General features: G+C 69.3%; 12 protein-coding genes. 7 read left to right on the forward strand and 5 right to left on the reverse strand.

What is annotated here, in order from left to right; translation table 11 throughout:
• The first annotated feature begins 212 nt into the window (after positions 1–212).
• The 5 genes from ASG29_RS16715 to rpiA all read left to right on the forward strand — a co-directional run bounded on the left by ASG29_RS16715 (position 213) and on the right by rpiA (position 5327).
• Complete coding sequence (locus ASG29_RS16715; protein ID WP_055982999.1) at positions 213–827, forward strand: PEPxxWA-CTERM sorting domain-containing protein; 615 nt, start codon at positions 213–215, stop codon at positions 825–827.
• Positions 828–953: 126 nt separating this feature from the next.
• Positions 954–1280, forward strand: coding sequence for a hypothetical protein (locus ASG29_RS09025; protein ID WP_055983000.1), 327 nt, complete (start codon positions 954–956; stop codon positions 1278–1280).
• Between the two features lie 178 nt (positions 1281–1458).
• Positions 1459–3579, forward strand: coding sequence for a TonB-dependent receptor (locus ASG29_RS09030; RefSeq protein ID WP_055983002.1), 2121 nt, complete (start codon positions 1459–1461; stop codon positions 3577–3579).
• A 53-nt stretch (positions 3580–3632) separates the two neighbouring features.
• Positions 3633–4526, forward strand: coding sequence for a crotonase/enoyl-CoA hydratase family protein (locus ASG29_RS09035; protein ID WP_055983004.1), 894 nt, complete (start codon positions 3633–3635; stop codon positions 4524–4526).
• A gap of 174 nt (positions 4527–4700) precedes the next feature.
• Entirely contained in the window at positions 4701–5327 is a 627-nt protein-coding gene (gene rpiA / locus ASG29_RS09040; protein ID WP_055985350.1) for a ribose-5-phosphate isomerase RpiA, read from the forward strand.
• Positions 5328–5343: 16 nt separating this feature from the next.
• On the opposite strand, the gene ASG29_RS09045 is transcribed toward rpiA, so the two are convergent.
• Both ASG29_RS09045 and ASG29_RS09050 read right to left on the reverse strand, forming a co-directional pair.
• Positions 5344–5907: a DUF7010 family protein gene (locus ASG29_RS09045; RefSeq protein WP_156457961.1), complete on the reverse strand. Its 564-nt coding sequence runs from the start codon at positions 5905–5907 to the stop codon at positions 5344–5346.
• A 132-nt stretch (positions 5908–6039) separates the two neighbouring features.
• Positions 6040–6714, reverse strand: a complete 675-nt coding sequence (locus ASG29_RS09050; protein ID WP_235532846.1) for a hypothetical protein — start codon at positions 6712–6714, stop codon at positions 6040–6042.
• Positions 6715–6847: 133 nt separating this feature from the next.
• Between ASG29_RS09050 and tkt the strand changes: the two genes are divergently transcribed.
• Entirely contained in the window at positions 6848–8920 is a 2073-nt protein-coding gene (gene tkt / locus ASG29_RS09055) for a transketolase (RefSeq protein WP_055983010.1), read from the forward strand.
• Between the two features lie 120 nt (positions 8921–9040).
• Positions 9041–10135: a transaldolase gene (gene tal, locus ASG29_RS09060; RefSeq protein ID WP_055983011.1), complete on the forward strand. Its 1095-nt coding sequence runs from the start codon at positions 9041–9043 to the stop codon at positions 10133–10135.
• Between the two features lie 95 nt (positions 10136–10230).
• Here the strand turns inward: tal and wecB are convergent, their stop codons facing one another.
• The 3 genes from wecB to wecC form a co-directional block, all read right to left on the reverse strand.
• On the reverse strand, positions 10231–11391 hold the full coding sequence (wecB, locus tag ASG29_RS09065; RefSeq protein ID WP_200932413.1) for a non-hydrolyzing UDP-N-acetylglucosamine 2-epimerase: 1161 nt from the start codon (positions 11389–11391) through the stop codon (positions 10231–10233).
• A 443-nt stretch (positions 11392–11834) separates the two neighbouring features.
• A complete protein-coding gene (locus ASG29_RS09070) occupies positions 11835–13139 on the reverse strand; it encodes a UDP-glucose dehydrogenase family protein (protein WP_055983013.1) in 1305 nt (434 codons plus the stop codon).
• Positions 13140–13281: 142 nt separating this feature from the next.
• Positions 13282–14571 (reverse strand): UDP-N-acetyl-D-mannosamine dehydrogenase, encoded by a 1290-nt coding sequence (gene wecC, locus ASG29_RS09075; protein ID WP_055983015.1) that lies wholly within the window; start codon positions 14569–14571, stop codon positions 13282–13284.
• Between the last annotated feature and the right edge of the window lie 956 nt (positions 14572–15527).

Below are 15527 nucleotides of genomic sequence, written 5' to 3' on the forward strand. Positions count from 1 at the left end.
GCGGCGCGACATCCTCGACCGGGATGTGTCGACGTTAACCAACGACCCGTCGAATACTTACAAATTTCCATTTCGGGACAGATTGCGGGCCACAGCCAAGGTTAATCCCGTAAACATCCCGTTCATCTTCTGGCAGAGGATTTGTCGAACACGGCGGATGCCAATCGCGCCACCGTGATCGATCGACGAATGCTTTCGACAGGGGACCGAACATGAAGACCTTGCTTGCGACCGCGACCGCCGCCGTGGCCATGATCGCCGCGATGCCCGCCACCGCGACCACCACCGTCTACACCGACCAGGCCGCGTTCGACGTCGCGGCGGGCACGACCGCGGTCGAGGATTTCGGCGACACGATGCTGGTGTCGGGCCTCACCTATTCCTCCACGGTCGGAACGATCGGCAGCGGCGTGTTCAACGACCGGCTGGTCATCGGCGCGCAGACGACGACGTTCAACTTCGCGGACGGCACGACCTCGTTCGGGGCGAATTTCGACCTGACCCCCGGCGGCCAGGGCCTGGGCATCAAGTTCCTGCTGTCGCTGGCCAGCGGCGGCACCGAAATGGTCAGTGCGGAAGTGCCGCAGGCCTTCTCGGGCCAGTTCTTCGGCTTCACCTCCAGCAGCGCCTTCACCAGCGTGACGTTGCAGGGCGGCACGCAGTCGGGCGTCGCCGAGACGTACAACCTCGATAACCTGCGCTTCGGCGTGTCGGCGGCGGGCGGCGTGCCGGAGCCGGCGACGTGGGCGCTGATGATCCTGGGCTTCGGCGCGGTCGGTGGCGCGATGCGCCGCCGGTCGGGCCAGGGGGTCGCCGTCGCGGCCTGATCCTGCCGCGCGCGCGGGGAGGGGGGCGTCGTCCGGGGGGGCGTCGTCCCCCTTTTCGTTCTTGCGCGGCGGGGGCGACGCTCCCATGTGTCTTATAACGGCAATACACGGCGCAGGAGCAAGCGGGTGAGCAAGAAGGCGAAGCGGATTCCCAAGACCATCGCGGGCGTGAAGGTGCCCAAGGAATTGCGCAAGGCGGGCGAGCGGCTGCTGGACGAGGTGCAGCGGCCCGAGAACCAGGCGAAGATCGCGGGCGTGCTGACGATGGCGGCGGGCGCGGTCGCGGCGGCGGCGGCGAAGAAGCGCGCAGGCGCGGCGCCCGAGGACGTGCGGCGCCCGGGCGAGGGCGGGACGCGCGAGGGCGGGGCGAAGGGATTCGACGGGCAGCAGGTGGCGGACGCGCTGGGGCAGGCGGCGGAGCAGGCGCTGGGGCGGATTTTCGGGAAGAGGTGATCGGGGCCTCGCCGGGGCGGGGGTGAGGGCAGGGGTTGGCCGGTGGCGTTGCGCTGCCGGCCAGCCCCCTCCACCGGCCTGCGGCTGGTCCCCCTCCCCGTGCCGGGGAGGATAAAGGCGTTGACCGGCCAAGATTACGGTTGTAATCGTCGGCTGACGGTCTGGAGGGGTTCATCGAATGCGATATCGGCGGTGGCGCGGCGCCCTTCGGGCGACCGCGGGGATCTGTCTGCTGCCTGCCGTACCGGCGGTCGCGCAGGTCGTGACGCAGGAGCAGGTCGCGGAGAAGACGCCCGCGGTGAACGAGGGGCCGCAGCCCGCGGGACAGCCCGATCGCGTCACCGGGCGGCGCACCTACGACGCCGCCTATTTCGCGCAATATGCCCCCGGCAGCGCGTTGCAGATGGTGCAGCGGGTGCCCGGCTTCACGATCGAGCAGGTGGACGAGTCGGTCCGCGGGTTCGGGCAGGCGGCGGGCAACGTCGTCGTCAACGGGCAGCGCCCGGCGGCCAAGAGCGACGGGGTCGAGACGATCCTGGGCCGCATCCCCGCGGGCCGCGTCCTGCGCATCGAGGTGGGGCCGGGCGACCTGTTCGGCGCCGAATTCTCGGGCAAGGCGCAGGTGCTGAACGTCGTCACGACCGCGGGCGGGGGCGTGTCCTCCACGCTGGAGGGGTCGTATCGCCGCGTGTTCACCGGCGCGATCCTGCCCGAGGGACGCGCATCCACGCTGGTGCAGCGCGGGCGATCGACGTTCAACCTGTCGATCGACGTCGACAACGACACCAGCGACGAGGCGGGTTTCGACCGCGTCACGACGCTGCCCGGCGGGGTCGAGACCGAATATCGCGCGAAGCACAATTTCATCCGCGATCCGACCGCGACCCTGTCGGGCAGCTGGGGCTTCGACGACGGGACGAACCGCACCGCGCACGTCAACGCGCGCGCCGCGCTGGGCCGGTTCCGGCTGGCGCAGGACAATGACGTGTCCTTCCCGTCGGGCGCCGTGCGGCGGGACGCGTTGCGGCAGCAGCGGCGGTTGCGCGAGTACGAGGTCGGCGGCGACGTCACCCGGCCGCTGGCGGGCGGGGGGCTGAAGCTGATCGGGCTGGCGACGCGGCGGCGGCGCGATTCGGACGACCTGTCGCTGTTCGACCTGTCCGCGCCGCGCGGGTTCGAACAGACGCTGGACGAGGATTATGCCGAGACGCTGGCGCGGATCGTGTGGAACCGCGGCGACTGGTCGGGGTGGACCGTGGAGACGGGGTTCGAGGGGGTCGTCAACCGGCTGGCGAGCCGCAACGACCTGGTCGAGTTGGCGACCGGTGGCGGACGGACGCGGATCGACCTGCCGGTCGACGATGCGGTGGTGAAGGAGGTGCGCGGCGAGGGCTTCGTCAACGTCGGGCGCGCGCTGTCGCCGACGCTGCGCTTCGACGGGGGCGTGACGCTGGAGGCGTCGCGGCTGACCGTGACGGGGGACGTGTCGGCGGCGCGGACATTGTCGTTCCTGAAGCCGCGGGTGGTGCTGGACTGGCGGCCGACGCCGAAATGGCGGTTCCAGCTGACGCTCCAGCGGACGGTGGCGCAATTGCAGTTCAGCGACTTCATCTCCACCGCCGAGCTGGGCGTCGAGCGCGTCAACGGCGGCAATGCGCAGCTGGTCCCGCAGCGCGCGTGGGAGGGGCTGGCCGTGATCGAGCATCCGATCCTGGGCGACGGGATCGTGCGCGTGGAGGCGGGATACCAGAAGGTGCAGATGGTGCAGGACCGCGTGCCGACGCCCGAGGGGTTCGACGCGCCGGGCAACCTGGGCGACGGGCGCATCCTGATCCTGCGCCAGCGGGTGGAGGCGCCGCTGACGACGCTGGGGGTGAAGGGCGGGCGGCTGGTCCTGTACGGATCGATCGTCGATACGCAGGTGCGCGATCCGTACACCGCGGACCTGCGGCCGTTCAGCGGCAACAGCCTGTTCTACGGCGAGGCGACGTTCCGGCAGGACCTGGGCAAGTTCGCCTGGGGCCTGTCGCTGGAGGGCGGGACCGCGGGGACCAGCTATCGCCGCGAGGAGACCGACCGGCGCTGGTCCGATCCCTATGCCAGCGTCTTCGCCGAATGGCGGCCAAGCGCGCGCACGACGGTGCGGTTCGATATCGAGAACCTGCTGGACGGCGCAGGCTATGCCGACCGCCGCTTCTACGACCCCGACCGCCGCGCGCCCGCCCCGTTCCTGCGCGAGCAGCGCAAGCGGAGCCAGCATCTGGTGCCGATGATCGGGTTCCGGCAGACGCTGGGGTAGCCGTGTCCATAAGTCCTGTTATGGTGCCCGCAGACAGCGAGCGGGAGAGTGGCATGGCCTATGAGCAGATCGATTATGCGGTGGCGGACGGGATCGCGACGATCACGCTGAACCGGCCGGAGAAGCTGAACGCTTTCACGGGCACGATGATGGCCGGGATGATCGCGGCGTTCGACGCGGTGGATGCCGACGACGACGTCCGGTGCGTGATCGTGACCGGCGCGGGGCGCGCGTTCTGCGCGGGCGCGGACCTGTCCGCCGGCGCCAAGACGTTCGATTACGACAAGCGCACCGACCGGCCCGAGAAGGGCGGCGGCGAGAAGACGCTGACGTACGACATGGAGGAGGCGCGCGACGGCGGCGGGCGGTTGACGCTGCGCATCTTCGAATGCCTGAAACCCGTGATCGGCGCGATCAACGGCCCCGCGGTGGGCGTGGGATCGACGATGACGCTGCCGATGGACATCCGGCTGGCGAGCGACGGCGCGCGGATGGGCTTCGTCTTCGCGCGGCGCGGGATCGTGCCGGAGGCGTGCTCCAGCTTCTTCCTGCCGCGCGTGGTGGGGATCAGCCAGGCGCTGGAATGGTGCTATTCGGGGCGGGTGTTCGATGCCGCGGAGGCGCTGGCGGGGGGCCTCGTCAAGGAAGTGGTGCCGGCGGACCGCCTGCTGGCACGCGCGACCGAGCTGGCGCGCGAGATCGCGGACAATACCGCGCCGGTATCGGTCGCGCTGACGCGGCAGATGCTGTGGCGGGGGCTGGGGTTCCAGCATCCGATGGACGCGCACAAGGTGGACAGCCGCGCGATCCTGGCGCGCGGGCGGTCGGGCGATGCGAAGGAGGGCGTGACGTCCTTCCTCGAAAAGCGGACGCCGGTCTATCCCGACCGGGTGAGCGGCGACATGCCCGATTTCTACCCGTGGTGGGACGAGCAACGATATTCGTGACCGTCACACCCCTCCCGCTTGCGGGAGGGGGCGGGGGAGGGCATTTCGTCGGGCGTGACGCCGGATAGCCCCTTCCCCAAATCCGCTTCGGGTAACCCCTGCCCCCGGCAGGAGTTAGACAGCGCGGGGCGCTGTCGACCCGAAGCGCGCGAGCGGGAGGGGAGCGACAAGCGGCTGGCGGCGGAGGCGGCGCTCGGCGAGGTGCGCGACGGGATGCTGGTGGGGCTGGGCACGGGGTCGACGGTCGCGTTCCTGATCGCGGCGCTGGCGCGCGACCGGCCGCGGATCGAATGCGTGGCCACCAGCATCGCGAGCGCGGCGGCGGCGCGGGCGGGCGGGTTGATCGTGCGCGACTTCGCCGATGTCGCGCGCGTCGACCTGACGATCGACGGCGCGGACGAGATCGACGCGCGGCTGTTCGCGATCAAGGGTGCAGGCGGCGCGATGCTGCGCGAGAAGGTGGTCGCCGCCGCGAGCGACCGGATGGTCGTGATCGCGGACGGATCGAAGCGGGTGGGCGCGATCGGCCGCGCGAAGGTGCCGGTCGAGGTGCTGCCGTTCGCGCGCGCCTTCGTCGCGGGGCGGCTGACGGCGCTGGGGGCGGCGGTGGCGGTGCGGGAGGGCGTGACGGACAACGGCAATTTTATCGTGGACGCGCGCTTCGCCGCGATGCCCGATCCGCGCGCGCTGGCGATGGCGATCGATGCGATCCCGGGCGCGCTGGGGCATGGGCTGTTCCTGGACGAGGTGGATGCGGCCTATGTCGCGGATGGCGGGGTCGTGACGCGCTTGGGCAGGTAGGCGGGGGATCGGGCGGTTACCTTGCGACCGACGGCTTCCTCATCGCGACGATAGCGTAAACGTAGGTCAGCGCCGCTGCACCGGCGATGGCTGCGGCCCGCATCTCCTGCGGAACGAACAGATAGGCGGCGTAGCAAAGAACGGCCCGCATCACGAAATGAGTGAAGCCGGCAGGGTCATCCGCTCCCCAACCATGAGGCACCCACACCATTCCGGCGAGGATCGCCAGGCCGAGGATTAGAAGATCGAGGCTGCCGGCCGCCTGGGCTGCGATGATGACGAAGGGGATAAGCAACGCAACGACGGTGATAAATCCCATGAACAATTGCGTCACCGGATTGCGTCGACTGTCCGTCCGTATCCCGGGCTCGCCGCGAATTTTATCGATCACCAGGGAAAGGGGAAAGGGAATGGCTGCGGCGACGAAGGGCGCGAAGCTCGGCAGACGGTTGCCGAGGATATAGGCTGCGGCGGCAAGCGCGCTCCACGCGATGAGGCCCGCAATCGGCATTCCGGTCGTACTTGTCGCCAGATAGTCACGCCGCGCATCCGCGAGTGATATCGTCGAATAATCCCGCATTCTTTATCCCCCTATACTCCATTCGTCCAAGCCTATGGAGTGCAGCTATTCCCCAAAACCCGGTCCCGAAGGGAAGCGTCGTCGGGCTTTCCCGCCGCTCCCCTTTTCAGAAAGGCGATTGGGCCGGTCAACTCAATAATCGAACGTCATCCCGCGGCATGACGCCGGGCGCAGGCGATAGTCCGCGAAGACCGATGGCGGCTTGTCCTTCGTCTCCTCGGTGATGGTCCAGCGCCAGCCGGTGCCGGAGCGGCCGAAGCGATTGACATAGGTCGCGTCCGGGAAGCGGTAGCGTTGCACGAACCCGTCCTGCTCCAACTCGCCAAGACCGAGCGAGGGTTCGTACAGGCCGCCGAAGGTGTCGGAGAACATCGAACCGATGGCGCGGGGCTTCTCACCGGCGCCGTAGGTGATCGCGGCCTCATACGGGTCCGATCCGGTGGCGCGCAGGTGCAGCGTGAAATAGCGTCGGCCCAGATGCCATTCGCCACGCGCGATCGACGGCGATTCCTTGCCCTGAACCTGCCCGTCGACCCGCCAGCAGCCTTCCAGGCCGGCCATGACCGCCAGGCCCGGCGGTACGGCGTAGGGCGGGGTCGCGAGCATCAGAATCAATGGCAGCACGATCGTCTCCCGTTCCGCCGCCATCGTGTGCAGCCGGGCGCGAATAGCAAGCCCGATCGAAACGGTCGGGCAGGTCCGCCCGGATGGCATGGCGTGTACCCGCGGGTCGGGCGGCGGTGGCCGGACGCGGTGGCGGGGGCGCGCGTTCCCCGGCCCCTGCGTGGACGGATCGAACGCCGCCACAATACCCGCGCGGTCGTTACGCGGCTGGAACGCGGCACGTCCAGTCGTTAAGGGGGCCGGGACTCGGCAACCCGGCCATGTCCGGTGCGTTCGATCCACATTCCCAGATTTCTGGCCCGACACGAGGACTGGCATGACCGACACCGCGACCCCGCCCGCTGGCGTTCACGAGGACGGCAGCCCCGAGCGGCTTCAGATCGATACGATCCGCACCCTGTCGATGGACGCGGTGCAGGCCGCCAATTCGGGGCATCCGGGCACGCCGATGGCGCTGGCGCCGGTGGGCTGGACGTTGTGGACGCAATTCCTGCGCTACGATCCCGGCGCGCCGCAATGGCCCAACCGCGACCGCTTCGTCCTGTCGGTCGGCCATGCGTCGATGCTGCTGTACAGCCTGCTGCACCTTGCGGGGGTCGAGGAGGTCGACGGGTCGGGGAAGAAGACGGGCGCGCCGGCGGTGAGCCTGGACGATATCCGGCAGTTCCGGCAGCTGGGGTCCAAGACGCCGGGGCATCCCGAATATCGCCACACCACGGGGGTCGAAACCACCACCGGCCCGCTGGGGCAGGGATGCGGCAATTCGGTCGGCATGGCGATTGCGGAGCGCTGGTTCGCGGCGCGGTACAACCGGCCGGGCTTCACGCTGTTCGACCACGACGTCTACGCCCTGTCGGGCGACGGCGACATGATGGAGGGCGTGAGCGCGGAGGCGGCGAGTCTTGCGGGGCATCTGAAGCTCAGCAACCTGTGCTGGCTTTACGACAGCAACCATATCTCGATCGAGGGCGGGACCGACCTGGCGTTCGACGAGGACGTGGGGAAGCGTTTCGAGGCCTATGGCTGGAACGTCATCCATGTCGACGACGCGAACGACGTCGGCGCGCTGAAGGCCGCGGTGCAGACGTTCCGCGACACGAACGACCGGCCGACGTTCATCGTCGTCCACTCCGTCATCGGCTGGGGTTCGCCGCGTGCGGGCACGGAAAAGGCGCATGGCGAGCCGCTGGGCGCCGAGAACGTGGCGAAGACCAAGGAAGCGTACGGCTGGCCGGTCGATCGGGACTTCTACATCCCGGACGGGGTGCAGGAAGGCTTCGAGGGCGCGGTGCGCGGGCGTGGGCAGAAGGCGCGCGAGGAATGGGAGGCGACGTTCGCGAAATATCGCGATGCGTTCCCGGCCGAGGCGGCGGAGCTGGACCATATCCTGGCCGACACGTTGCCCGAGGGATGGGATGCGGACATTCCGATGTTCGACGCGGATGCCAAGGGCGTCGCGAGCCGCGATGCGGGCGGCAAGGTGCTGAACGCGATCGCGAAGCGCGTGCCGTGGCTGCTGGGCGGATCGGCGGATCTGGCGCCGTCGACGAAGACCGATATCAAGGGCGCCGGTTCGTTCGAGGCGGGGAATTACGCGGGCGCGAACTTCCACTTCGGCGTGCGCGAGCATGGCATGGGCGCGGTGGTGAACGGCATGACGCTGTCGCACCTGCGCGGCTATGGCTCCACCTTCCTCGTCTTCCTCGATTACATGCGCGCGCCGGTGCGGTTGTCCGCGTTGATGGAGATCGGTGCAGTGTGGGTCTACACGCATGATTCGATCGGCGTGGGCGAGGACGGGCCGACGCACCAGCCGATCGAGCACCTCGCGACGATGCGCGCGATCCCCGGCCTCGACACGATCCGGCCGTGCGATGCGAACGAGGTCGCGGCGGCGTGGCGCGCGGTGATGCAGGACGGCAGCACGCCCGCCGCGCTGGTCCTGTCGCGGCAGGCGCTGCCGACGCTGGACCGGACGAAATATGCGAGCGCGGACGGGCTGGCGAAGGGCGGCTACGTGCTGGCGAGCGGGGAGGGCATTCCCGACGTGATCCTGATCGCCACGGGGTCCGAAGTGTCGCTGGCGGTCGAGGCGTACGAGCAGCTGACCGCGGAGGGCGTCAATGCGCGCGTTGTGTCGATGCCGAGCTGGTATCGCTACGAGCGGCAGGACGAGGCGTATAAGGAAAGCGTCCTGCCCGGCGACGTGATCGCGCGCGTGGCGATCGAGATGGCGGGCGAGATCGGCTGGGACCGGTATACCGGCATGAAGGGCAAGATCATCGCCATGTCGACCTTCGGCGCGTCGGCCCCGATCGCGAAGTTGCAGGACAAGTACGGGTTCACGGTCGACAATGTGGTGAAGGTGGCGAAGGGGCTGCTGGGCTGACCGCCTGACAACCGTGTGCTCCCGCGAAGGGCACCCATCAAAGTATTACTTTGATGGGACCCAAGGCGGGAGCCCAGACTGGGTCCCCGCCTGCGCGGGGACACAAATAAGGAAGTGAACATGGGCAAGCTCAACGACCTCAGCGCCGCGGGGACCGCGGTGTGGCTGGATTTCGTGGACCGCAAGTTCCTTGCCGACGGCGGGTTGCAGAAGCTGGTCGATCAGGACTCGCTGACCGGCGTCACGTCCAACCCGACCATTTTCGAGAAGGCGATGGGGCAGGGCGACGTCTATGCGGAGGGCTTCGCGGCGTTCGACGCGGCGAACCCCGGCGCGGAGCCGATGGCGCGGTATGAATCGCAGGCGATCCTGGACATCCAGGCGGCGTGCGACACGCTGCGCGGCGTGTACGACGCGACCGACGCGCGCGACGGCTATGTCAGCCTGGAGGTGTCGCCGTATCTGGCGATGAAGGGGCCGGAAACCGCGGAGGAGGCCGCGCGGCTGTGGGATGCGGTCGACCGGCCGAACCTGATGATAAAGATCCCCGGCACCGCCGACGGCGTGCGCGCGATCCGCGACACGATCGCCAAGGGGATCAACGTCAACGTCACCTTGCTGTTCGGGATCGAGGCGTACCGGAACGTCGCGCAGGCGCATGCCGAGGGGCTGGAGGAGCGGGTCGAAAAGGGCCTGCCCGTGGACCGGATCGCCAGCGTCGCCAGCTTCTTCATCAGCCGCATCGACGGGAAGATCGACGCGAAGATCGATGCCGGTACGGGCGGCGAGGAGGCCAAGGCGCTGAAGGGCAAGGTGGCGATCGCCAACGCGAAGCTCGCCTATGCGTGGTGGCAGGAATTCGTCGCTTCGCCGCGCTGGCAGACGCTGGAGGCGAAGGGCGCGATGCCGCAGCGGTTGCTGTGGGCGTCGACGGGGACGAAGAACCCGGACTATCCCGACACGCTGTACGTCGACGAGCTGATCGGGCCGGAGACGGTCAACACGATGCCGCCCAAGACGATGGATGCGTTCCGCGACCATGGCACGGTCGCGCAGACGCTGACGCAGGATGTCAGCGGGGCGAAGGCGGTGCTGGCCGATGCGGAACGGCTGGGGCTGAACCTGGACGGGGTGACGGCGGAGCTGGTCGAGGAAGGCGTGGCGAGCTTCGCCAAGTCGTTCGACGATCTGCTGGCGGCGATCGGGAAGGAATAATCGAGGCCGTCCGTTCGCCCTGAGCGACGTCGAAGGGCATGCACGGCGCGTGGGCTTCGACTTCGCTCAGCCCGAACGGAAGTTTGGCGCGGCGGTCAGCTTGCCGCCCGCTCCACGCGTTGCGCGCCCCACGCCACCAGGGCGTCGACGATCCGTGGCACGGCGCGGCCGTCGCCATAGGGGTTGTGGACCCCCGCCATCGCGGCATGTGCGGCGGGGTCGGTCAGCAGTTGCGTCGCCGCCGCCACGATCGCATCCGTGTCGGTGCCGACGAGGCGGACGGTGCCTGCCGCCACTGCCTCCGGCCGTTCGGTCGTGTCGCGCATGACGAGGACGGGCTTGCCCAGCGAGGGCGCCTCCTCCTGCACCCCGCCGCTGTCGGTCAGCACCAATGTCGCGGCGTCGAGCATCGCGACGAAGGGGAGATAGTCGAGCGGGGCGATCAGGCGGATGTTGGCGCGGTTCGACAGCAGGCGCGTCACCGGCTCCTGCACGTTGGGGTTCAGGTGGACCGGGTAGACCACGTCCACGTCCGCGAACCGGTCCGCGATCCGCGCCAGCGCGGCGCAGATGCGGTCGAAGCCCGCGCCGAAATTCTCGCGCCGGTGGCCGGTGACCAGCAGCAGGCGGCGGCCGGGGGCGGGGAGGGGGAGGTCGAGCGTAACCCGCGCCAGCAGCGCCTTGTCGTCGCGAAGGCGCGCGACGACGCGCAGGAGCGCGTCGATGACGGTGTTGCCGGTGACGTGGATCGTGGCGGGATCGACGTTCTCGCGCCGCAGGTTCATCGCGGCGCGTTCCGTCGGCGCGAAGTGCAGCGCGGCGAGCCCGCCGGTCAGGCGGCGGTTCGCCTCCTCCGGCCAGGGGGAATACAGGTCGCCGGTGCGCAGCCCCGCCTCGACATGCGCGACGGGGATGCGGTGCCAATAGGCGGACAGGCTGGCGGCGAGGGTCGTCAGCGTGTCGCCGTGGACGAGGACGATGTCGGGGCGGTCCTTCGCGAACACGTCCGCCATGCCCGACAGGATCGCGGTGGCGGTGCCGGTCAAATCCTGTCCGGGGCGCATGACGGCAAGGTCGTGGTCGGCGGACAGGCCGAACAGGCGCATGACCTGGTCCAGCATCTCGCGATGCTGCCCCGTCACGCACACGCGCGCATCGAACCGCGCGTCTGCGGCGAGCGCGAGCGCGAGCGGCGCCATCTTGATCGCTTCGGGACGGGTGCCGAAGACCGATAGGACCCTGATCGTCACCGCCATCCCCCCTGTCGACGCATCAGGGCATAGGGGGGAAAGGTGGACAAGGGGTTTCGTGCGTCCCCCACCTTCCGTTCGGCCCGAGCCCTTCGACTGCCTGCCAAGGCAGGCGCTCAGGACAGGCTTCGGCACGTTGTGCCGAAGTCGAAGGTTAGGCGCGGCGCCTGTGCTTCGACTTCGCTCAGCACGAACGGGGGTGGCGCAAGGGCCGGGGTGGCGGGTGTGCGGGGCGAACGTCCCGCCTGTCGCCTTCCGTCATGCCGGGCTCGTCCCGGAACCCACCGTGCCGCGCCGCCGCCGGGTCGAGGGGCGCGGCACGGTGGACCCCGGCACAAGGCCGGGGTGACGGGCCGGGGTGACGGTGTGGCCGGGGGCATCTTCCGTATCCCCGCGACGGTGGGGATCCAGTCTGGGCTCCCGCCTTCGCGGGAGCACAACAAAGGGTGCTACCGCCCGATGGAGGTGTAGCGGAACCCCATGCGCGCCGCCTCCGCCGGGGAATAGACGTTGCGCAGGTCGACCATGACGGGGGCGGCCATGACGCCTGCCAGCCGCTTCAGGTCCAGCCCGCGGAACTCGTTCCACTCGGTCACGATCGCGACCGCGTCGGCGCCCTTCGCGGCGTCATAGGCGTCGGTGCAATAGGTGATGCCGGGCATCTCCTTCTTCGCCGCCTCCATCCCCTCGGGATCGAAGCCGCGGACGGTGACGCCCGCGTCGAGCAGGGCCTGCACGATCGACAGGCTGGGCGCGTCGCGCATGTCGTCGGTGTCGGGCTTGAACGTCAGGCCGAGGACCGCGACGGTCTTGCCCTTGTGATCCTCGCCGAGCGCATTGAGCACTTTCCGGCCCATGGCGCGCTTGCGGGCGTCGTTCACCTTCACCACCGCCTCGACGATGCGCGACGGCGTGTCGTAATCCTCCGCGGTCTTGAGCAATGCCAGCGTGTCCTTGGGGAAGCACGAGCCGCCGTAGCCGGGGCCGGCGTGGAGGAATTTCTTCCCGATGCGATTGTCGAGGCCGATGCCGCGGCTGACGTCCTTCACGTCCGCGCCGACCGCCTCGCACAAATCGGCGATTTCGTTGATGAAGGTGATCTTCGTCGCGAGGAAGGCGTTGGCGGCGTACTTTATCAGCTCCGACGTGCGGCGGCCGGTGAAGAGGATGGGGTTCTCGTTCAGGTACAGCGGGCGGTAGACCTCGCGCATCACGGCCATCGCGCGCGGGTCCTCGGTGCCGATGACGACGCGGTCGGGGCGCTTGAAGTCGCCGATCGCGGCGCCCTCGCGCAGGAATTCGGGGTTGGAGACGACCGCGACGCTTTCCGCGCCATGGCCTGCGTCGCGCAGGATCGCCTCCACCTTGTCGCCCGTGCCGACGGGGACGGTCGATTTCGTGACGACGACGACGGGGCCGTCGATCGCGCCTGCGATCTCCTGCGTCGCGGCGAAGACGTAGGTGAGGTCGGCGTGACCGTCGCCGCGGCGCGACGGCGTGCCGACCGCGATGAAGATCGCGTCCGCGCCCGACACCGCGGCCTTCAGGTCGGTGGTGAAGGTGAGGCGGCCCGCCTTGACGTTGTCCGCCACCAGCGTGTCGAGGCCGGGTTCGTAGATCGGCATCCGCCCGGCGTGGAGCGCGTCGATCTTCGCCTGGTCCTTGTCGACGCACACGACGTCGTGGCCGAAATCGGAGAAGCAGGCGCCGGAGACGAGGCCGACATAGCCCGAGCCGATCATGGTGATCTTCATGAATGGTCCTTGATGAAGCGTGTTGTGGCGCGTTTAGGGGGCGAGGGGGAGCGGGGCAACGTCCCACATCCGTTCGCCCCGAGCGACGTCGAAGGGCAGGCGCACAGGCTTCGACGTCGCTCAGCCCGAACGAAAGGGGGGATCAGCTCGCGAGGCGCAGGGGTTCCGCCGTCGCCGGTATGCGCGGCTGGTCGGGCCAGATGCCGCGGGTGTCGTACACGTGCTTGCCCGCGCGTTCGTCCAGCGGGACCGAGCGGAACAGGTCGTGGTCGACCAGCACGATCATCGCCGCGCATTCCTCGATCGCGGTGTCCAGGTCGGTCAGCGTCGCGCCCGATCCGTCGAAGGCGGGCGGCAGCGTCGCGGCATAGGGTTCGACCACGCGGACGCGCGCGCCGAAGCGATGCGCCAGCGCGGCCGCGACCTTCAGCGCGGGGCTTTCGCGGAAGTCGTCGATATTGGCCTTGAACGCGAGGCCCAGGCACGCGACCGGGCCGGGAACGGCGGCGATCAGCGCGGCGGCGCGTTCGACGACATGGTCGCTCTTGGCGTCGTTCACCAGCCTCGCGGTGCGGATCAGCGGCGTGTTGGCGGGGTCGCCGTGGACGAGGAACCACGGATCGACCGCGATGCAATGCCCGCCGACGCCGGGGCCGGGTTGCAGGATGTTGACGCGCGGATGGCGGTTGGCGAGGCGGATGACTTCCCACACATCCACCCCCAAGGTGTCGGCGACGCGGCTCATCTCGTTCGCGAAGGCGATGTTGACGTCGCGGAAGGCGTTCTCGGTCAGCTTCGTCATCTCCGCCGCGCGCGCCGTGGTGGTGACGCAGGCGCCGCGGACGAAGCGGCGGTAGAAATGCAGCGCCTTGCGCGCGCAGCGCGGCGTGATGCCGCCGATGACGCGGTCGTTGTCGATCAGTTCGACCAGGATGCGGCCAGGCAGGACTCGTTCCGGGCAATAGGCGATGGCGACGTCGTGGCCGCCGGCCCCGGGCAGTTTCAGGTCGGGGCGCAGCTGCGCGAGGAAATCGCGCACCTGCTCGGTCGTGCCGACGGGGGAGGTGGATTCCAGGATGACGGTGTCCCCGGCCTTCAGCACCGTGGCGATCGCGGTCGCGGCCTTCAGGACGTAGCCCACGTCGGGGGCGTGGTTCGCATCGAAGGGCGTGGGCACCGCGATTACGAACACGTCCGCGGGCGCGACCTGCGTCGCGGCGACCAGGTTGCCGCGCGCGACGACGCCCGACACGAGGCCGTCGAGGTCGACCTCCTCGATATGGACGCGGCCGGAATTGACCGTCTCCACGACCTGCGCCGACACGTCGACGCCCAGCACCATCGCCCCCGTCCGCGCGATGACCGCGGCGGTGGGCAGGCCGATGTAGCCAAGGCCGAGGACGCAGACCCTGAGTTCGGTTTCGTCGCGCAACGCCGGTTCCTTCGCGAGGGAGAAGCGCGCGTCATGCGGGGGGAGGGGTTGAGATTTGGTTGTTTTCGGGGGGTGGGCTCGTGTCGTCATGCCGGGTTTGTTCCGGCATCCATGGTGCCGCGAGGGGATCGGCGGTTGCGTGCGCGGCGCGGTGGAGCCCGGGACGAGCCCGGGGTGACGGTGGGGTGCCGGGCGTCGTGCGTGGCTTGTTCGGCGTCCATGATGCCGCGAGGGGATCGGCCGTTGTCTTCGCGGCGCGATGGACCCCGGATCAAGTCCGGGGTGACGGGGGGGGCGTCATGCCGGGCCTGTCTTGGCATCCGTGGTGCCGCGAGGGGATCGGCCGCTGCGTGCGCGGCGCGGTGGAGCCTGGGGTGACGGTGGGGTGCCGGGTGTCGTGCGTGGCTTGTCCCGGAAGCGGTCGACATTCGATTTGCCGTGCAGGGTGTTCGCGCGAAGCCGCGAAGACGCGAAGTGAAGGAGGAGACTGGTTCGCGCGGAGGCGCGGAGGACGCGGAGAGTGGCCTGTGGCGCGGGGCGGCGCTGCCTTCATGGAAGCAGCGATGTCGGGCCGCGGCCGGTAATCGGCGTTGCGAGCTGCCCGGTGCGCGACACCTCCGCGTCCTCCGCGCCTCCGCGTGAACCCCGACTTCCTTGCGTCTTGGCGGCTTCGCGCGAACACCCTGCACCGGCAAATCGAATGTCGATCTGGCTTTGCATTCATGGAGCTGCGACACCGGCCGTTGTCTTCGCGGCGCGATGGACCCCGGATCAAGTCCGGGGTGACGGTGGGTGGCTGGTCGTCACGCCGGGTCTGTCCCGGCATCCACCGTGCGGCGGGAACGTCGGCCGTTGCGTGCGCGGCGCGGTGGACCCGGGGACGGGCCCGGGGTGCGGGGTGGTGGTGGCGTCGGCCTGCGCCTCTTTACCGTCCTGCTCGCGGGCGGGGACGGTCG

This window comes from Sphingomonas sp. Leaf412 (assembly GCF_001425405.1).
Lineage (GTDB): Bacteria > Pseudomonadota > Alphaproteobacteria > Sphingomonadales > Sphingomonadaceae > Sphingomonas.